The sequence below is a fragment of the Aeromonas eucrenophila genome (assembly GCF_000819865.1).
GTDB lineage: Bacteria > Pseudomonadota > Gammaproteobacteria > Enterobacterales > Aeromonadaceae > Aeromonas > Aeromonas eucrenophila.
On record NZ_CDDF01000014.1, the window covers coordinates 258,130 to 277,249 of the forward strand.

Below are 19,120 nucleotides of genomic sequence, written 5' to 3' on the forward strand. Positions count from 1 at the left end.
CAGTATACTTAGCCCAACTTCACTTCTTCACCACGATTCCCAGCGGAGATTGGCATGGATCAGAACAAACAGAAGGCACTGGCGGCTGCGCTGGGCCAGATTGAAAAGCAGTTCGGCAAGGGTTCCATCATGCGTCTTGGCGACAGTAAGACCATGGACATCGAAGCCATCTCCACCGGTTCTCTCTCCCTGGACGTGGCGCTGGGTATCGGCGGCCTGCCTTGTGGTCGTATCGTCGAGATCTACGGTCCGGAATCCTCGGGCAAGACCACCCTGACCCTGCAGGTGATCGCGGAAGCCCAGAAGAAAGGCAAGACCTGTGCCTTCGTCGATGCGGAACACGCACTCGACCCCATCTATGCCGCCAAGCTGGGGGTCAACGTCGATGAGCTGCTGATCTCCCAGCCGGATACCGGTGAGCAGGCGCTGGAAATTTGCGACATGCTGGTGCGCTCCAACGCCGTCGACGTCATCATCGTCGACTCCGTGGCCGCCCTGACGCCGAAGGCAGAAATCGAAGGCGAGATGGGGGATTCCCACGTCGGCCTGCAGGCCCGTCTGATGTCCCAGGCCCTGCGCAAGCTGACCGCCAACATCAAGAACGCGAACTGCCTGTGTATCTTTATCAACCAGATCCGGATGAAGATCGGCGTCATGTTCGGCAGCCCGGAAACCACCACGGGTGGTAACGCGCTCAAGTTCTACGCCTCAGTGCGCCTGGACATCCGCCGCATCGGCGCCATCAAGGATGGCGACGAAGTGGTCGGTAACGAGACCCGCGTCAAGGTGGTCAAGAACAAGGTGGCTCCGCCCTTCAAGCAGGCCGAGTTCCAGATCTTCTACGGTGCCGGCATCTCCAAAGAGGGTGAGCTGGTGGACTTGGGCGTCAAGCACAAGCTGATCGACAAGGCCGGTGCCTGGTACAGCTACAATGGCGAGAAGATTGGTCAGGGCAAGGCCAACGTGATGAAGCTGTTCAGTGAGAACAAGGCTATGGCGGCCGAAGTGGAAGCCAGACTGCGTGAGCTGCTGCTCTCGGGCGCCGCTCCGGTGGACGACAAGCCTGCCGCCATCGAGGCCGACGAGTTCGAGCCCGAAGGCGAAGAACTCGAGTAAACAGAAAGGCCGGGCTAATCCCCGGCCTTGTCATTTATGGTCGATGAATCCATGTCAGAACCCGCCGATACCCCAGTCCCCCCAGAAGAACCCTCATTCGAAGAGATGTTTGCCGCGGCCCGCGCCTTTGCCATGCGCAGCCTGGCGCGCCGGGAGAGTGCCGAGTCCGAACTGGCGAATCGCTTGCGCAAACAGGGCTTCAACGACGAGGTGATCGGCGCCGTGCTCGACTATTGCCGCGGTTATCACTGGGTCGATGACGAGCGCTATGGCGCCATGGCCGTGCGGGCCGGTGCCGCCAAGGGGCATGGGCCCATCAAGATCCGCTTCGAGCTGCGCCGCAAAGGGCTGAGTGATGCCCAGATAGAGCGTGCGTTTGAGCAACCCGAGCTGGACTGGTTCGAGCTGGCGTCCGAGCTGCTACAGCGGCGGGCCAGGTCGAGTGAGCTGGAGGAGTTCAAGCTGCGAATGAAGTGGCTCAAGTATCTGCTTGGCCGCGGCTTCAATCAGGATCAGGCCCGTTACGCCCTCTCGGCCATGCAGGAGCGGGGTGAGTAAGGGTCCGCCATAGCTATGCCCTCTCGGTCACGCCGGCGCGGGAGGAGTCGCTGCCCCGCCATCGTCATGACCTGGCTGGCGGATGGCCGTTTCCTCTGGCTGTTTCACACAGAGATCCTGCACCTGGGCCCCGTTCTGGTCAGACCTTCAGTTGCAAGTACCCACTTCCCATGGCCGCCGCTGCTGGCGGCATGGCCATGCCTTCCTCCCGCTCTGCGGACCATGCGTGCTTTTTCACCCGCTACGAGCCGGTACGTTTTACTTTACCCCGCAGAAAACTTACATTATTGCGATTAAAAGTCCGTATCCGAATCAAGCAGGATTTTCCATGTATATGTCCACGTCAGAGTTACGTTCCGCGTTCCTCGAGTATTTCCGCTCCCAGGGGCACCAGGTTGTCTCCTCCAGCTCGCTGGTGCCGCACAACGATCCGACCTTGCTGTTCACCAACGCAGGGATGAACCAGTTCAAGGACGTGTTCCTTGGCGCAGACAAGCGTGCCTACAACAGAGCCACCACTTCCCAGCGTTGTGTACGGGCTGGCGGCAAGCACAATGACCTGGAAAACGTCGGCTATACCGCTCGTCACCACACCTTCTTCGAGATGTTGGGTAACTTCAGCTTCGGTGACTACTTCAAGCAGGACGCCATCCGTTTTGCCTGGGAATTCCTGACCGGTACCCTCAAGCTGCCCAAAGAGCGCCTGCTGGTAACCGTCTATGAAACGGACGACGAAGCTTTCAACATCTGGGCCAATGAAATCGGCGTGCCCACCGATCGCATCGTGCGCATCGGCGACAACAAGGGCGCCGCCTTTGCCTCCGATAACTTCTGGCAGATGGGTGATACCGGCCCCTGCGGCCCCTGCACCGAGATCTTCTACGATCACGGCGACCACCTCTGGGGTGGCCCTCCCGGCTCACCGGAAGAAGACGGCGACCGCTTCATCGAGATCTGGAACGTGGTCTTCATGCAGTTCAACCGCCAGTCTGACGGCACCATGGAACCGCTGCCCCGTCCCTCAGTGGACACCGGCATGGGTCTGGAGCGTATCTCCGCCATCATGCAGGGCGTGCACTCCAACTACGAGATCGACATCTTCCAGGCGTTGATCAAGAAGGCGGCCGAGATCGTCGGCACCGAGGATCTGAGCAACCAGTCCCTGCGCGTCATCGCCGACCACATCCGCTCCTGCGCCTTCCTGGTGGCAGACGGCGTGATGCCGTCCAACGAAGGCCGTGGCTATGTGCTGCGCCGCATCATCCGTCGCGCCGTGCGTCATGGCCGCAAGCTGGGTGCCACCGAGGTGTTCTTCTACAAGCTGGCTGCCGAACTGGCGGTGCAGATGAAGGACGTGGCCGGCGAGCTGATCGCCCAGCTGCCGCTGGTCGAGCGCGTGTTGCGCATCGAAGAGGAACAGTTCGTCCGCACGCTGGATCGTGGTCTGCTGCTGCTGGAAGACGTGCTGGCCAACCTGGGGGACGCCAAGGTGATCCCGGGTGAGGTGGTGTTCAAGCTGTATGACACCTACGGCTTCCCGGCAGATCTCACCGCCGACGTGGTGCGCGAGCGCGAGATCGGCATCGACGAGGAAGGCTTCAAGGTCGAGATGGAGAAGCAGCGCGCCCGTGCCAAAGAAGCCTCCAGCTTCGGGGTGAACTACAACGAGGTGTTGAAACTCGATTTCGAAACCCCATTTACCGGTTACAAGCAGCTGAGCCAGAAGAGCACAGTCGTCGGCATCTACAAGGATGGGGTCGAAGTGAATGGCCTCATCTCCGGCGAAGAAGCCGTGGTCGTGCTGGCCGAAACCCCCTTCTATGCCGAGTCCGGCGGTCAGGTGGGTGACAGCGGCGTGCTCAAGGTGGATGACGGCATCTTCGCCGTGACCGACACCCAGAAGGCAGGCAAGGCCATCATCCACAAGGGCTACCTGGAGCTGGGTACCCTGGAGAAGGGCGCCGAGGTCGAAGCCGTGGTCGATGGCGAGCGTCGTCAGGCCATCGCCCTGAACCACTCGGTGACTCACCTGCTGCACGCCGCCCTGCGCCAGGCGCTGGGTGATCACGTGACCCAGAAAGGATCCCTGGTGGGGGCCGAGCGCATGCGCTTCGACTTCTCCCACTTCGAGGGGCTGACCATGGCGACCATTCGCCGGGTCGAGGAGCTGGTCAATGCCCAGATCCGTGCCAACCACGACATCGCGACTCAGGTCATGGATCTGGAAGCGGCCAAGTCCGCCGGTGCCATGGCGCTGTTTGGCGAGAAATACGAAGACGACGTGCGGGTTGTGCGCATGGGCGACTACTCCACCGAGCTGTGCGGCGGTACTCACGCCAAGCGCACCGGTGACATCGGCTTCTTCAAAATCATCGCCGAGAGCGGCATCGCGGCGGGTGTCCGTCGTATCGAGGCGGTGACCGGCAAGGGCGCCATCGACTTCATGCATCAGCTGGCCGAGCAGATCGAAGAGGCGGCCGCCCTGGTGAAGGGGGATCAGTTCTCCATCGCCGACAAGGTCCGTCAGATGATGGACAAGTCCAAATTCATGGAGCGCGAGCTGGAACAGCTCAAGGCCAAGCTGGCGGCGCAGGCCGGTAGCGACCTGCTGAGCCAGGTCATTCAAATCAATGGCCAGAAGGTGCTGATTGCTGCGCTGGAAGGGGCGGATCCCAAGTCCCTGCGCGGCATGCTCGATGAGCTGAAGAACCAGATGAAGTCCGGTGTCGTATTGCTGGCAACCAGCAGCGATGACAAGGTCAACCTGATCGCCGGTGTCACCAACGACCTGACCTCCAAGGTGAAAGCCGGTGAGCTGGTCAATCTGGTGGCCCAGCAGGTGGGTGGCAAGGGCGGTGGTCGTCCCGACATGGCCCAGGCGGGTGGTACTCAGCCTGAGGCCGTACCGGCGGCGCTGCAATCCGTTCACTCCTGGCTGGAAGAGCGCCTGTAATCGGGCGAGGTGATCTGTGGCACTCTATGTACAGAAGTACGGCGGCACCTCGGTCGGCACGCTGGAGCGGATCGCGGCGGTCGCCGAGCGGGTTCAACAGACCCGCGCTCAAGGACACGATGTGGTGGTGGTCGTCTCCGCCATGTCGGGCGAGACCAACCGGCTGCTGGGCATGGCCCAGCAGCTGGACCCCGATGCCAACCGGCGCGAGATGGATGTGCTGGTCTCCACCGGTGAGCAGGTCACCATAGCGCTGCTGGCGATCGCGTTGAACAAACGGGGTTGTCCGGCGGTCTCAATGACCGGTGACCAGGTCCGTATTCATACCGATGCCGCCTATGGCAAGGCGCGTATCACCCACATCGACACCGAGCAGGTTCAGGCTGAACTGGGCGCGGGCAAGGTGGTGGTGATTGCCGGCTTCCAGGGGCGGGATGAGCACAATGCCATCACCACCCTGGGCCGCGGTGGATCGGACACCACGGCGGTGGCGGTCGCGGCGGCTCTCAAGGCCGATGAATGCCAGATCTTTACCGATGTGGATGGGGTCTATACCACGGATCCGCGCATCGAACCCAAGGCCCGCCGCCTTGCCACCATCACCTTCGAGGAGATGTTGGAGATGGCGAGCTTGGGGGCCAAGGTGCTGCAGATCCGTTCGGTGGAATTCGCGGGCAAGTACCGCGTGCCACTGCGGGTGCTGTCGAGCTTTATCGACGGAGAGGGAACCTTAATCACATACGGAGGTGAGAGGATGGAAGCACCCCTGGTATCCGGCATTGCGTTCAATCGCAACGAGGCCAGCCTGACCATTCTGGGTGTGCCGGACAGGCCGACGGTGGCGGCGCAGATCCTGAATCCGATCAGTGATGCCAACATCGATGTCGACATGATAGTGCAGAACACTCTGGGAGATGGCACCGCCGATTTCACCTTTACGGTGAATCGCGATGACTACCGCCGGGCTCGCGCCCTGCTGGAGCAGACAGCCACCGAGTTGGGGGCCGCCTGTGTGCAGGGCAACGGGGAGATCGCCAAGGTCTCCATCGTCGGGGTCGGCATGTGGAATCATCCCGGTGTCGCGCGCACCATGTTCAAGGTATTGGGCGAGGAGGGGATCAACATGCAGCTGATTTCCACCTCTGAAATCAAGATATCCGTGGTGATTGACGAGAAGTACCTGGAGCTGGCGGTGCGTTCGTTGCACTCAGCGTTCGGGCTGGACAATGAGCCTCATGAGCAGCCCTTGGGGAACAATCCCTGATTGATTTAGTTTCAACCATTTACCATATCGGTATCTTTGTAAGATAATGGTGCATATCGATATAATTACAAAACAGGATACAGGAGCAAGCGAATGCTTATTTTGACTCGTCGTGTAGGGGAAACCCTGATGATTGGTGACGAAGTGACTGTCACCGTGCTGGGCGTGAAAGGCAACCAGGTTCGTATCGGTGTCAACGCACCGAAAGAGGTCTCCGTGCATCGCGAAGAGATCTACATGCGGATACAAGCTGAGAAAGTACCGGGTCAACCGGCCTTCTAAGCCGCATCAATAGCAGCTATCAGGCGACACTTGCGGTGTCGCCTTTTGTTTTTCTGGGTCCTGCAAAGGGCGTCGCAGGGTGCGAAATGACGGGGTAAGTGTCGATATTGCTTGAATATTCCACTCTTTGGCCAAATGCTGAGCGAACGCTCTGTTTTCTCCAAAAAAGTGTTTGACTAAAAATCCCTGTGAAGTATTATCAGCCCCGCAAACGGAGAGGTGGCCGAGAGGCTGAAGGCGCTCCCCTGCTAAGGGAGTATGCGGCTTATACCCGCATCGGGGGTTCGAATCCCCCCTTCTCCGCCATTTGCGCCCGTAGCTCAGCTGGATAGAGTACCTGGCTACGAACCAGGTGGTCGGAGGTTCGAATCCTCCCGGGCGCACCATATTACGACTCAAGCAAGAGTCATGTGTTGACCATCAGCAAGTCGACACTTTGAAAAAGGCTTACTGATAAGTAGGCTTTTTTTATCGTTTTAAATCAGGGCGCCCGTAGCTCAGCTGGATAGAGTACCTGGCTACGAACCAGGTGGTCGGAGGTTCGAATCCTCCCGGGCGCACCATTTAAAATGAAATCAATGATTTATGAGCGCCCGTAGCTCAGCTGGATAGAGTACCTGGCTACGAACCAGGTGGTCGGAGGTTCGAATCCTCCCGGGCGCACCATGTTTGAAAGCAATGTCAAAAATTGATGAGCGCCCGTAGCTCAGCTGGATAGAGTACCTGGCTACGAACCAGGTGGTCAGAGGTTCGAATCCTCTCGGGCGCACCATTTTTGAAGGCAATGCTAAAAGTTGATGAGCGCCCGTAGCTCAGCTGGATAGAGTACCTGGCTACGAACCAGGTGGTCGGAGGTTCGAATCCTCCCGGGCGCACCATATAGACAGCCTCGACTCAGGTCGAGGCTGTTTTTTTATGTGCCCATTTCCTCTTTCAGCATGAAAATATGCTGCTATCTGCACATTCCCCCCTATCTTTCTCTATCCTCTGGGTCGCTTTGTCACTCGGCCGACGAGTCCCGGCGGATCCCCTGTGCCGCGTCAGGCGCTCGCCCAGGCCGCTCTGAGCGCTTTCTACTTCAGTAGCACTAAGGTCCGCCCACTATCCCCTGGATATCTACTCAGGCAGGCGTGACGGGCCTGTGGGGGCATGCTACCTCCCCATAATCACAGGTCGCCCACCATCCCTTGGATATCGATTCAGATAGCCACGGCTGGCCTGTGAGCGCGTGTTATTCCCGTATCATCATCCATCCCTTGGGGAGCGGCTCAGACAGCCACGGTTGGCCTGTGAGCGCGTGCCATTCCCATACCATCAGGGTTCGCCTACCATCCCCTGAGGATTGGCTTAGACAGATACTGCGAGCGGTGGGCATGGGCGAGCGCTGGACAATAAAAAAGGATGCCTAGGCATCCTTTTTTGCGTTTCAGCTATCCGCTCAGCTCTTGAGCCACTTGCGAATGCGGTTGGCATCGCCGATGGGGGTGCGTTTGCCCACAGAGTTGAGCAGCACTATGGCCAGCTCCTGGCGATCCGGCTTGGCGCGCATCAGCAGGCAGCGGCCCGCCTCGTCGGTATAGCCGGTCTTGGAGAGGCGCACGTCCCAGTCCGGGTTCTTCACCAGCGGGTTAGTGTTGTTGAACATCAGGCTATAGGAGGGGTTGGAGAAGCGCATCTCCATGCTGTCGTTCTGGGTGAACTGGCGGATCAGCGGTTGGCGATAGGCCGCCGAGATGAGCCTGGCCAGATCTTGGGCGGTGGAGACGTTGCGGGTCGACAGGCCGGTGGAGTCATAGTAGCGGGTATTGCGCATGCCGAGCTGCTTGGCCTTATTGTTCATGGCGCGGATAAAAGCGGCGCGGCCACCGGGATAGTGGCGGGCCAGGGCGGAGGCCATACGGTTCTCGGAGGACATCAGCGCCAGGTGCAGGGCATCGCGGCGGGTCACCTTGGTGCCGAAGCGCACCCGGGAGTAGGTGTGCTTGATGTTGTCCCTGTCGTTCTGATCGACGGTCAGGGTCTGGCTCAGGTTCTGCTTGGCATCCAGCACCACCAGGGCGGTCATCAGCTTGGTGAGGGAGGCGATGGGGCGCACCTGGGTGGGGTTCTTCTGATAGAGCGTCTTGCCCGTGTTGACGTCCATCACCAGGGCGCTGCCTGACTGTAACTTCAGATTGGCCGGGTTGGGTGCCGCCAGGGCCGCAGGCAATCCAAGCAGTCCCATCAACCCACACAGCAGCGCGATTGCGCGAATCCGACACCCCATACAACCGACTCCATCTACAGCGAAAAAAGGCGCTAGATTCACTCATTTTTGCCCTCGCTTTACAAGAGCACCAGCGGGGATTTCGTCATTATTTCCATAAAAAAAGGGCCGCCTGCCGGCGACCCCTGTTACGCGTCTCAATCCTTGGAGACGGTGGCCTTGCGTTTGCTCAGCCAGCGCCAGACCAGCGCGATCAACCCGCCGACCAGCAGTACCAGCGGCAGGCAGAGGATGATGCTGAGGAACTGGGACTCATACTGTGCGGCCAGCTTGGTGTGGCTCAGGTAGTAGCCCAGGCCGACCAGCGGGCAGATCCACATGATGGAGCTGACCAGGTTGACGATGAGAAAGCGCCCCTGGGGGATCTCGCTGGCACCGACGATATAGGGATAGGCGGTGCGTACGAAGGCGATGTAGCGAGCCGTGATCAGGGTGACTATGCCGTACTTGTTGAGCAGGTAGTACACCTTCTCCTTGTGCTTGTCATCCAGGTGGGACATCAGCCTGTGGTACATCTGGGTGTGGCCGAGGAAGCGCCCCTGCATGTAGCCAAGCCAGGTGCCGACGAAGGTGGCCACGATCAGCAGCGGGACTATCGCCAGCGGCAGTACCCCCTGATAGATGAGCACGCCGGTCAGGATCAGCAGGGTGTCCCCTGGCAGGAAGGCGGTCGGGATGAAGCCATTCTCCAGCACCAGGAAGGTCAGCAGGACGACATAGACCATGAAGACCATCTTGGGATCGGACAGGGCCGCCAGATCCTGATTCATGAAGGCGTGAGCCAGGTGGTAAAACTGCTCCATACGTGCAAACTCCGCAGGTTAGCTGGGTTGGTCGGTCAAAGGCATGGCAAGCACCTTGTCGATGCGCAGGCCGTCCATATCCACTATTTCCAGTTGCCACTGTTCCAGGGTGACGATGTCTCCGGTCTGGGGCAGGCGGCCAAGGAGCAGCATGATAAGCCCTCCAAGGGTGTGATAGTGATGTTTTTCTTCTTCCGGCAGCCGTACCAGCTCCAGACAGTCCTTCAATTCGGGTAGCGGGATCAGGCCATCGAGCAGCCAGCTGCCGTCGGCGCGCTGGAAGGCCCAGTTGTCTTCGCCACCTTCCTGCTGGAAGTCACCGGCCAGGGTCTCCAGCAGATCCTGCTGGGTGACCAGCCCCTGCAGCTCACCGTATTCATCCACCACCAGCACCATGTGCTCCGAGTGGGTGCGGAAGTGGTTGAGCAGCTCGAGGCCGTTGAGGGTCTCCGGCAGCAGGCTGCCGTCCTGGGTCAGGGCCGCCAGATCGATGGGGTCGCCCTTGATGTAGGCGTGCAGTACCCGGCTGACGTTGAGGATGCCCACCAGATCCGACAGGCTGCCGTCACAGACCGGGAAGTAGCCGTGGCGATACTCCACCAGTCGCTGCAGGTTGATCTCCAGCGGCAGGGAGAGATCCAGATAGCGGATGTCGCTGCGGGGCACCATCAGGGAGGAGAGGCTGCGCTCGTCGAGACGGAACACATTGCGCAGCATAGTGTGTTCGTGGTCCTCGATGATCCCGGCTTCGGAGCCCTCCACCAGGATGGCGTGGATCTCCTCCTGGGTGACGTTGTTGCTGCTGCTTTGATCGACCCGCAGCAGGCGCAGGCTGGCATTGGTCGAGGTCGACAGCAGCCAGACGAAGGGGCGGGTCAGGGTGGCCAGCCAGAGCATGGGGCGGGCCACCAGACAGGCGATGCGTTCGGCGTTGAGCTGGCCGAGGCGCTTGGGCACCAGCTCCCCCACCACGATGGAGAGGTAGGTCACCAGTACCACGACGATGATGGTGGCGAGCAGGCTGCTGCTGTTGGCGGACAGACCCCACTCCTGCAACCAGAGGGCGAAGGGCTGGGCCAGCAGGGACTCACCATAGATACCGTTGAGCAGGCCGATGCTGGTGATGCCGATCTGCACGGCGGAGAGGAAATGGGTCGGATCCTCCCCCAGCTTGAGCGCGATGGCGGCGGAGCGATTGCCCTCGCTTGCCAGTTTGGCGAGGCGAGCCTTGCGCGCGGTGACGATGGCAATTTCCGACATGGCGAACATGCCATTGAGCAAAATCAATCCAAGCAGGATCAATACTTCCATACTGGGGCAGCACTCCGAATAGAAAAGATCGCTGGCAGTGTAATGAATTTGCGCGCGATGCGCTTGTGAAAGCAGGTGATTTGGTTCGTGAATTTTTCAATTACTCGGGGAAAAAAGCGCAGAAAAACGGCGCCGACCGCTGGCGGGTCCCGATCCCGGCTGAGGGTGTCACGCCCCCTTATCCCAATCCCTTCGCGCCAGAAAATAAAAAAGCCCCCGATCAACGGGGGCTTTTTGCCATCAGGGCTCGCTTAGAGGGCGGCGATCTCGACCTGCTGGGCTTCCAGCTTGGCCAGCTGGAGGCGGTACTCTTCCAGCTTCTCACGCTCCTTGGCGATGACCGCATCCGGCGCCTTGGCCACGAAGGCCTCGTTGCCGAGCTTGCCTTCGATGCGGGCGCACTCACCGGCCAGCTTCGCCACTTCCTTGGCCAGACGGGCCAGCTCGGCTTCCTTGTCGATGAGGCCCGCCATGGGGATCATCAGCTCGGTGGCGCCGATCAGCTTCTTCACCGACAGGGGGGCGACTTCGCCGTCCGCCAGCACGCGGATGGACTCCAGACGTGCCAGTGACTTGAGGAAGGCCTCGTTGTCCTGGGCGCGCATGGCATCCTTGGCGTCGCATTTGAGCAGCACGTTCAGGCCCACGCTCGGGGAGACGTTCATCTCGGCGCGGATGTTGCGGATGCCGACGATGAACTCCTTCACCCACTCCTGATCCGCCATGGCAGTCTCATCCAGCCTGGCGTCATCGAACTCGGGGAAGGCTTGCAGCATGATGGTGTCGGCATGGACCCCGGTCAGCGGCGCCACCGATTTCCAGATGGTCTCGGTGATGAACGGAATGATGGGGTGCGCCAGGCGCAGCAGGGTTTCCAGCACAGTCACCAGGGTGTGACGGGTGGCACGCTGCTCGGCCTCGGAGCCCTTGCCCAGCACCGGCTTGGTCAGCTCCAGATACCAGTCGCAGAACTGGTTCCAGATAAATTCGTACAGCACGCCGGCGGCAATGTCGAAGCGGTAGGTGTCGAGCGCGGTGCGGAAGTCGCGGATGGCGACCTGCAGCTGGGACTGGATCCAGCGATCCGCCAGGCTGAACTGCATCTCACCGCCGCTCAGGCCACAATCCTGCTGTTCGGTGTTCATCAGCACGTAGCGGGAGGCGTTCCACAGCTTGTTGCAGAAGTTGTTGTAGCCGTCCAGGCGCTTCATGTCCCAGTTGATGTCACGACCGGTCGAGGCCAGCGCCGCCAGGGTGAAGCGCAGGGCGTCGGTGCCGTGAGCCTCGATCCCTTCCGGGAACTGCTTGGCGGTACGCTTGCCGATCTTCTCGGCCATCTGCGGCTGCATCATGTTGCCGGTGCGCTTCTCCAGCAGATCGGCTAAGGAGATGCCGTCGATCATGTCGAGGGGATCCAGCACGTTGCCCTTGGACTTGGACATCTTCTGGCCCTCTTCATCCCGGATGAGGCCGGTGATGTAGACGGTCTTGAAGGGAACCTGCGGGGTGCCATCCTCGTTCTTGATGAAGTGCATGGTCATCATGATCATCCGGGCGATCCAGAAGAAGATGATGTCGAAGCCGCTCATCAGCACGTCGGTGGGGTGGAAGGTCTTGAGCGCCTCTGTGTTGTTCGGCCAGCCCAGGGTGGAGAAGGTCCAGAGGGCAGAGCTGAACCAGGTGTCCAGCACGTCTTCGTCCTGACGCAGCACGGTCACGGACGGGATATTGTGCTTGGCGCGCACCTCGGCCTCGTCGCGACCGACGTAGACCTTGCCGGCCTCGTCATACCAGGCCGGGATGCGGTGACCCCACCACAGCTGACGGGAGACGCACCAGTCCTGAATGTCGCGCATCCAGGAGAAGTACATGTTCTCGTACTGCTTGGGCACGAACTGGATGCGGCCATCTTCCACCGCTTCGATGGCGGTCTTGGCCATGGGGGCCACGCGCACGTACCACTGGTCGGTCAGCATGGGCTCGATGGGCACGCCGCCGCGATCGCCGTAGGGCTGTTGCAGCACGTGATCCTTGGTCTCGGCCAGCAGACCCAGCTCGTCCAGCTTGGCCAGGATGGCCTTGCGGGCGGCGAAGCGCTCAAGCCCGGCGAACTCGCTCGGCAGGGCCGCGTCGTAGGCGGTGCTCGGGTTGCCGTTGGTGTCGACCACTTCGGCCTCGGCGCGCACATGGGCGTCCAGGGTGAAGATGTTGATCATCGGCAGGTTGTGGCGCTTGCCCACTTCGTTATCGTTGAAGTCGTGAGCCGGAGTGATCTTCACGCAGCCGGTGCCCTTCTCCATGTCGGCGTGTTCATCGGCGACGATGGGGATCAGACGGTTCACCAGCGGCAGCAAGATGTGCTGGCCGATCAGCGCTTTGTAGCGTGGATCTTCCGGGTTCACGGCGACGGCGGTGTCACCCAGCATGGTTTCGGGGCGAGTGGTGGCGACGATCAGATGATCCTGGCCTTCGGCGGTCTTGGCGCCGTTCGCCAGCGGGTAGCGCAGGTGCCACATGTGGCCCTTGATCTCGCGGTTCTCCACTTCCAGATCGGAGATGGCGGTGTTGAGCTTGGGATCCCAGTTCACCAGACGCTTGCCACGGTACATCAGGCCATCTTCGTACAGACGCACGAACACTTCCTGCACGGCTTCGGACAGACCCTCATCCATGGTGAAGCGCTCGCGCTCCCAATCCACGGAATCGCCGAGGCGGCGCATCTGGCGGGTGATGGTGCCGCCGGACTCTTCCTTCCACTGCCAGATCTTGTCGATGAAGGCATCACGGCCGTAGTCGTGACGGGTCTTGCCCTCTTCGGCGGCGATCTTGCGCTCCACCACCATCTGGGTGGCGATGCCGGCGTGGTCACAGCCTGCCTGCCACAGGGTGTTCTTGCCCTGCATGCGGTTGTAGCGGATCAGGGTGTCCATCAGGGTCTGCTGGAAGGCGTGACCCATGTGCAGGCTGCCGGTGACGTTCGGCGGCGGGATCATGATGCAGAAGGAGTCTTTGCTGGTGTCGCCGTGGGGCTTGAAGTAACCCTGGGATTCCCAGTGCTGATAGAGCGCCTGTTCGATGGCGTTGTGATTAAAGGTCTTTTCCATGGTCTCGCCGTATTCTGGATGGATTCTGGTGTGAATGGGTACTGGATCGCGCGAGACGCAGTCAGGGCTGCGCCGGATCCGGTGCGGCAAGGACGGGCTGATCCCTCATGTCGAGGGTGTGGCCTGCCTGGCGATAGTGCTTGTAGCGCTCGCGGGCTTGCTGCTTTTGCGTTTCGTCAGTGGGGACAAAATCTACCACTTGAGCGAAGTGTCCTGCAAACAAAGGTGTCTGTTCGGCCAGATTGATGAGGCGGGCGTAGCGCCGCTTCGGTGGCTGATGGCCTATCTCTACCGGCGCCTGACCGCTTTCCCCCTGCAACTGGTGCGGCACGAAACGATCGGTTGGCAGTTGCCACAGCAACTCGTCGAGGCGCAGCGCCTGAGCCTCGTCGGCGCAGTACAGGTAAATATGGCCCGCGCTCCAGCTGTCGGCTGCCAACTGGCAGGCGAGCCGCTCGACCGCAGAAGCCTGCGGATCGTCCTGCTCGCTCATCAGGTAAAAGGTCACTTGGCTCATCAGGTTGGTCCCGTTTGGCTGTGACGGACAGCGATTGGCCGTCTTCTGGGGCGCCGTGCGGTGCGCGGTTTCCCCATGTTCTCAATGAAACAAGGAAGAGGCGAGCCTCTTCCTTGTGATACCACTCTCCTGATGGGCATCCGAAGAGAAGGCTTATTCCTTGTCTTCGACGTCCGCCACACCGGCGCGGTTGAGCAGGAACTGGGTCAGCAGCGGCACCGGACGCCCGGTGGAGCCCTTATCCTTGCCACTCTTCCAGGCGGTGCCGGCGATGTCCAGGTGCGCCCAGTTGTACTTCTTGGTGAAGCGCGACAGGAAGGCGGCGGCGGTGATGGTACCGGCCGGACGACCACCGATGTTGGCCATGTCGGCGAACGGGCTCTCCAGCTGTTCCTGATACTCGTCGAACAGCGGCAGGCGCCAGGCGCGATCACCGGCCTGCTCGGAGGCGTTCAGCAGCTCGTGGGCCAGCGGGTTGTGGTTCGCCAGCAGGCCCGAGGTGTGGTGACCCAGGGCGATGATGCAGGCGCCGGTCAGGGTGGCCACGTCGATGACGGTCTCGGGATCGTAACGGTCCACGTAGGTGAGGGCATCGCACAGCACCAGACGGCCTTCCGCGTCGGTGTTGAGCACCTCGACGGTCTGGCCGGACATGGTGGTGAGGATGTCACCGGGGCGGTAGGCGTTGCCACCGGGCATGTTCTCGCAACCCGCCAGCACACCTATGACGTTGATGGGCAGTTGCAACTGGGCCAGGGCGTGCATGGTACCGAGCACGGAGGCGGCGCCGCCCATGTCGTACTTCATCTCGTCCATGCCCTCGGCCGGCTTGATGGAGATGCCGCCGGAGTCGAAGGTCAGCCCCTTGCCCACCAGTACGATGGGCTTGGCATCGCCGTTGCCCTTGTACTCGATGATGGCCATCATGGCTTCGTTGTCGGAGCCGCGGGCCACCGCCAGGTAGGAGTTCATGCCGAGCTCGGCCATCTCCTGCTCGCCGATCACCTTGGTGGTGATGTTGTCATAGGCATCCGCCAGACGGCGGGCCTGGGAGGCGAGATAGGCCGGGTTGCAGACGTTGGGCGGCATGTTCGCCACGTCGCGGCAGATACGCACCCCTTTCGCCACGGCCAGGCCGTGGGTGATGGCGCGCTCGCCAATGGCCAGTTCCCGACGGGTCGGCACGTTGAAGACCAGCTTGCGCAGCGGACGGCGTGGCTCGGCCTTGTTGGTCTTGAACTGATCGAAGCTGTAGAGGCCCGCCTTGGTGGTTTCCACCGCCTGACGCACCTTCCAGTAGGTATCCCGTCCCTTGACGTGCAGCTCGGTCAGGAAGCAGACGGCTTCCATGGACCCGGTCTCGTTCAGGGTGGTGATAGTCTTGTTGATGATCTGCTTGTACTGGCGTTCGTCGAGTTCCCGCTCCTTGCCGCAACCGACCAGCAGTACGCGCTCGCTGAGCACGCCCGGTACTTGATGCAGCAACAGCATCTGGCCTGGTTTGCCTTCCAGATCGCCGCGGCGCAGCAGCGAGCTGAGGTAGCCGTCGCTGATCTTGTCCAGCTGTTCGGCAACCGGAGAGAGGCGACGGGGCTCAAATACGCCGACGACGACGCAGGCACTGCGTTGCTTCTCAGGACTGCCACTCTTTACACTGAACTCCATGGAATCTCCTACATCCTAAAGACAAAAGGCACCTTTTATTGAATAATGCGGTGCTTGTTGGGGTATCAGAGGCGGAGCGAACAGCCACAGGCTCCGCAGTTCAAACTGGTAAAAATCCAATATAGGGCCCTATTTTTCAGGCATTCGACTAAAAACACAAGTTTACTTGGGAATGACTGTGATCGTTTTCCGATATTTGTTCAGGGAGACCCTGAAAACCCAGCTGGCGGTGCTATTCGTGCTGCTGCTCATCTTCGTCAGCCAGCAATTTATCCAGATCATCGGCGACGCCGCCGATGGCGAGGTGCCGACGCGCCTGGTTTCCACCCTGCTGTTGCTCAACCTGCCCAATATGGCGCTGTTGATGCTGCCTATCAGTCTATTTTTAGCCATTCTGTTTGCTCATGGTCGTTTGTACGCCGAAAGCGAGATGACGGTGATGCACGCGGTGGGTTTCAGCCACCGCTTCGTGATGCGCAGCGCCATGCTGCTGGCCTTGTTGACCGCGGCTGTGGCCGCTTTCAACACCGGCTGGGTCGCCCCCCAGGCCAAGGAACGCGAGTATCAGGTCATCGACGAGTTCAAGGCCGATCCGGGTATCTCCTTCCTGCAGGCCGGCCGCTTCATGGATCTCGACAAGGGCCGGCTGGTCGCCTACATCCAGGATCTGAATGACAAGGGCTCGGAGCTGCAGAAGATCTTCGTGCTGCAGCGGGCCGAAGGTACGTCCCCTCCCTCGGTGGTGGTCGCCAACGAGGGGCGAGTGACCTCTGACAGCAATGGCCTGCAGTGGCTGACATTGATCGACGGCTCCCGCTACGAGGGGCAGTTCACCGGCAAGCAGTTCCAAGTCTCGGAGTTTAGCGAGTACAGCCTGGTGATCCGCCAGCAGGAGATGGAGCGATCCAACCGCAAGGCCGCGGCCAAGCCGACTATGGCGTTGTTGGGCACTCAGGATAACCAGCTGATGGCCGAGTTGCAGTGGCGTCTGTCGCTGCCGCTCTCCATCCTAGTGCTCACCTTCCTGGTGGTACCGCTGGCCCGGGTCAACCCGCGCCAGGGGCGTTATGCCAAGCTGCTGCCAGCCATCTTGCTCTATCTCTCCTACTTCCTGTTGCTCAGCGCCTCCCGTTCGGCCATCGACAGCGGGCGCCTGCCCCACTGGCCCGGCATGTTCCTGGTGCCGTTCACCTATCTGCTGCTGATCGGCCTGCCGCTCAACCTGCAGGGCACCAGTTGGTGGAACGGGGTGAAGGGCTACTTCTTCCAGAGAAAATCAGCATCATGATGTTGCAACATAGGAGCCTCTGCTGATGCTTGGCATGTTCGATAGATATCTCAACCGGGTCATCTCAATGCCAGTTCAAGGGAAGATCAGCAGGATGCTGCAACCTGGGGGACTTTGCTGATGTTTGGCATGTTCGATAGATATTTCAACCGGGTCATCTTCATGCCGGTTCAAGGGAAGATCAGCACGATGCTGCAACCTGGGGGACTTTGCTGATGTTTGGCATTCTCGATAGATATATAGGCCGGGTCATCTTCATGTCGATCCTGCTGTGTGAACTGACCCTGGTCGGGCTGGCGGCGCTCATCAAGTATGTGGAGCAGCTCAAGGCGGTGGGGGAAGGCAACTACGACATGCTCAACGCCCTCTATTTCGTGTTGCTCTCCATGCCCAAAGAGGCGGTGTTGTTCTTCCCGCTGGCGGCCTTGCTCGGCGGGCTCATCGGCCTCGGCCAGCTGGCGACCAGCTCCGAACTGGTGGTGATGCAGGCGGCGGGCCGCTCCAAGATCAGCATCGTCATGGCGGCGCTCAAGACGGCGATCCCGCTGATGCTGCTGGTCGGGCTGATGGGGGAGTACGTGGCGCCCATTGCCAAGCGGATGGCCGATGACATCAAGGCGGGCGCCATGTCGGAAGGGCGGCTGACCGTGTCGGCCTACGGCGTCTGGGCGCGGGATGGCAACAACTTCGTCAACATCAACGGGGTGCGCAACGACGGTGCCCTGACCGGGATCACCCTCTACCGGTTCACACCGTCCCGAGCCTTGATCGATGTGGTCCAGGCACAGGAAGGGGTGTTTGAGCAGCATCACTGGCTGCTCAAGCAGGTGCACATCACCCGTTTCGACGATCCCAAGCAGATCCTGGACGAGCAGCATGCCCAGCTGGAGTGGCAATCTGAGCTGACGCCCAAGCAGTTGGGGGTGGTCAGCATCGATCCCGAGAACCTGCCCATCTCGGGCCTGCGGGACTACATCGGCTATCTGGATGCCAACAAGCAGGATGCCGGCCGCTACAAGCTGGAGATGTGGCGCAAGCTGCTGTCGCCGCTCTCGGTGGTGGCCATGATACTGCTGGCTTCCTCCTTCATCTTCGGTCCGCTGCGCTCGGTGAGCATGGGGGCCCGGATGCTGATGGGGATCATGACCGGCTTTGCGGTCTATGTGAGCGATCGGGTGTTCGGCCCGGTCAGCCTGGTCTATTCGGTACCGCCCATCCTGGCGGCCATCGCGCCCAGCCTGCTGTTTGGCGGCATCTCCTTCTATATTCTGAGCCGAAAACAGTAGCCGGATACAGAAACGAAAAGGGCACCCCAAGGTGCCCTTTTTGTTTTTCCGGCAGTTTGGATTACTTGCTCAGCTGCTCCAGATTTTCCTGCTTGCCAAGCACCACGACCTCGCATTCGGCCCAGATATCCTGGAAGGCGCGGGGCCGCTCGCGGTTGAACACGCACAGCAGGTTGCCGAGGCCGAAGGCGGCGGTGGCGAGCCGGATCAGGGCCTGGGTGATGCGGATATTGCTGCCGTCCACATTTTGAATGCGCAGACGCCAGGCGCGCATGCCGATGGTCTGGCCGGCGCGGGTCCAGAACCAGGTGTAGAAACCGCATATGATGAAGGCGAGCCAGGCGCTGTAGAGCGGGCTGGTCAGCAACCAGGACGCGTCCTTGCCCTCCGGCACGGTCGCCATGCCGGTGGCCAGCAGCAGGTGAGCGACCCCCATGCCGATGAAGCCCGCGATGATCAGCAAAGAGGTGACCACCAGGTAGTCATAGAGCAGGGCGCCCAGGCGGCGCAGCAAACCGGCTGAGGGGTACTGGTGCTGCGGGGGAGGGGTCTGGGGGGAGGAGACAGTCTTGCGCTTGGCCATGGTACTTATTCCATTAATATGATGCGGGCATTCTATGTAACTGGCTTAATATCGGCAAGGCGTTGAATAAATGAGCAAACGGGAGCCGGCGCAAGAAAAACACCTTGCATGCCCAAACGCCATT

14 protein-coding genes and 6 tRNA genes are annotated in these 19,120 nt (G+C 60.6%); 13 read left to right on the plus strand and 7 right to left on the minus strand.

Features of this window, described 5'->3' with window-relative positions:
* Positions 1 to 54: 54 nt before the first annotated feature.
* The 11 genes from recA (at position 55) to BN1124_RS14710 (ending at position 7,051) form a co-directional block, all read left to right on the plus strand.
* Positions 55 to 1,116, plus strand: a complete 1,062-nt coding sequence (recA, locus tag BN1124_RS14660) for a recombinase RecA (RefSeq protein WP_042643132.1) — start codon at positions 55 to 57, stop codon at positions 1,114 to 1,116.
* A 36-nt stretch (positions 1,117 to 1,152) separates the two neighbouring features.
* Positions 1,153 to 1,674, plus strand: coding sequence for a regulatory protein RecX (locus BN1124_RS14665; protein ID WP_042643134.1), 522 nt, complete (start codon positions 1,153 to 1,155; stop codon positions 1,672 to 1,674).
* A 328-nt stretch (positions 1,675 to 2,002) separates the two neighbouring features.
* Positions 2,003 to 4,627 carry an alanine--tRNA ligase gene (gene alaS / locus BN1124_RS14670; RefSeq protein ID WP_042643137.1) on the plus strand — a complete coding sequence of 875 codons (2,625 nt, stop codon included), beginning with the start codon at positions 2,003 to 2,005 and terminating at the stop codon, positions 4,625 to 4,627.
* A 16-nt stretch (positions 4,628 to 4,643) separates the two neighbouring features.
* Positions 4,644 to 5,891 carry an aspartate kinase gene (locus BN1124_RS14675; RefSeq protein ID WP_042643139.1) on the plus strand — a complete coding sequence of 416 codons (1,248 nt, stop codon included), beginning with the start codon at positions 4,644 to 4,646 and terminating at the stop codon, positions 5,889 to 5,891.
* 93 nt (positions 5,892 to 5,984) lie between these two features.
* Entirely contained in the window at positions 5,985 to 6,173 is a 189-nt protein-coding gene (gene csrA / locus BN1124_RS14680; RefSeq protein WP_042643141.1) for a carbon storage regulator CsrA, read from the plus strand.
* A gap of 213 nt (positions 6,174 to 6,386) precedes the next feature.
* Positions 6,387 to 6,479: transfer RNA gene (locus BN1124_RS14685), tRNA-Ser, on the plus strand.
* A gap of 3 nt (positions 6,480 to 6,482) precedes the next feature.
* Positions 6,483 to 6,559, plus strand: a tRNA-Arg gene (locus BN1124_RS14690).
* A 100-nt stretch (positions 6,560 to 6,659) separates the two neighbouring features.
* Positions 6,660 to 6,736, plus strand: a tRNA-Arg gene (locus BN1124_RS14695).
* 26 nt (positions 6,737 to 6,762) lie between these two features.
* Positions 6,763 to 6,839: transfer RNA gene (locus tag BN1124_RS14700), tRNA-Arg, on the plus strand.
* A 29-nt stretch (positions 6,840 to 6,868) separates the two neighbouring features.
* Positions 6,869 to 6,945: transfer RNA gene (locus tag BN1124_RS14705), tRNA-Arg, on the plus strand.
* A 29-nt stretch (positions 6,946 to 6,974) separates the two neighbouring features.
* A tRNA-Arg gene (locus BN1124_RS14710) sits at positions 6,975 to 7,051 on the plus strand.
* 560 nt (positions 7,052 to 7,611) lie between these two features.
* Here the strand turns inward: BN1124_RS14710 and pbpG are convergent.
* From pbpG to pepA, 6 genes are all read right to left on the minus strand, one after another.
* The gene (gene pbpG / locus BN1124_RS14715) at positions 7,612 to 8,439 is read right to left on the minus strand and encodes a D-alanyl-D-alanine endopeptidase (protein ID WP_042643143.1); all 828 of its coding nucleotides are present in this window, start codon (positions 8,437 to 8,439) and stop codon (positions 7,612 to 7,614) included.
* A gap of 137 nt (positions 8,440 to 8,576) precedes the next feature.
* Positions 8,577 to 9,242 (minus strand): DedA family protein, encoded by a 666-nt coding sequence (locus BN1124_RS14720; protein ID WP_042643145.1) that lies wholly within the window; start codon positions 9,240 to 9,242, stop codon positions 8,577 to 8,579.
* An 18-nt stretch (positions 9,243 to 9,260) separates the two neighbouring features.
* A complete protein-coding gene (locus BN1124_RS14725; RefSeq protein WP_042643147.1) occupies positions 9,261 to 10,553 on the minus strand; it encodes a hemolysin family protein in 1,293 nt (430 codons plus the stop codon).
* 251 nt (positions 10,554 to 10,804) lie between these two features.
* Positions 10,805 to 13,657 (minus strand): valine--tRNA ligase, encoded by a 2,853-nt coding sequence (locus BN1124_RS14730; RefSeq protein ID WP_042643149.1) that lies wholly within the window; start codon positions 13,655 to 13,657, stop codon positions 10,805 to 10,807.
* A gap of 61 nt (positions 13,658 to 13,718) precedes the next feature.
* Positions 13,719 to 14,174 (minus strand): DNA polymerase III subunit chi, encoded by a 456-nt coding sequence (locus BN1124_RS14735; protein ID WP_042643151.1) that lies wholly within the window; start codon positions 14,172 to 14,174, stop codon positions 13,719 to 13,721.
* Between the two features lie 153 nt (positions 14,175 to 14,327).
* Complete coding sequence (gene pepA / locus BN1124_RS14740; protein ID WP_033131697.1) at positions 14,328 to 15,839, minus strand: leucyl aminopeptidase; 1,512 nt, start codon at positions 15,837 to 15,839, stop codon at positions 14,328 to 14,330.
* Positions 15,840 to 16,011: 172 nt separating this feature from the next.
* Here pepA and lptF point away from each other — a divergent pair, with 172 nt between their 5' ends.
* The gene (gene lptF / locus BN1124_RS14745) at positions 16,012 to 17,127 is read left to right on the plus strand and encodes an LPS export ABC transporter permease LptF (protein WP_042643153.1); all 1,116 of its coding nucleotides are present in this window, start codon (positions 16,012 to 16,014) and stop codon (positions 17,125 to 17,127) included.
* Positions 17,128 to 17,342: 215 nt separating this feature from the next.
* Entirely contained in the window at positions 17,343 to 18,413 is a 1,071-nt protein-coding gene (gene lptG / locus BN1124_RS14750; RefSeq protein ID WP_042643371.1) for an LPS export ABC transporter permease LptG, read from the plus strand.
* 61 nt (positions 18,414 to 18,474) lie between these two features.
* Here the strand turns inward: lptG and BN1124_RS14755 are convergent, their stop codons facing one another.
* Positions 18,475 to 18,996 (minus strand): RDD family protein, encoded by a 522-nt coding sequence (locus BN1124_RS14755; RefSeq protein ID WP_042643155.1) that lies wholly within the window; start codon positions 18,994 to 18,996, stop codon positions 18,475 to 18,477.
* Between the last annotated feature and the right edge of the window lie 124 nt (positions 18,997 to 19,120).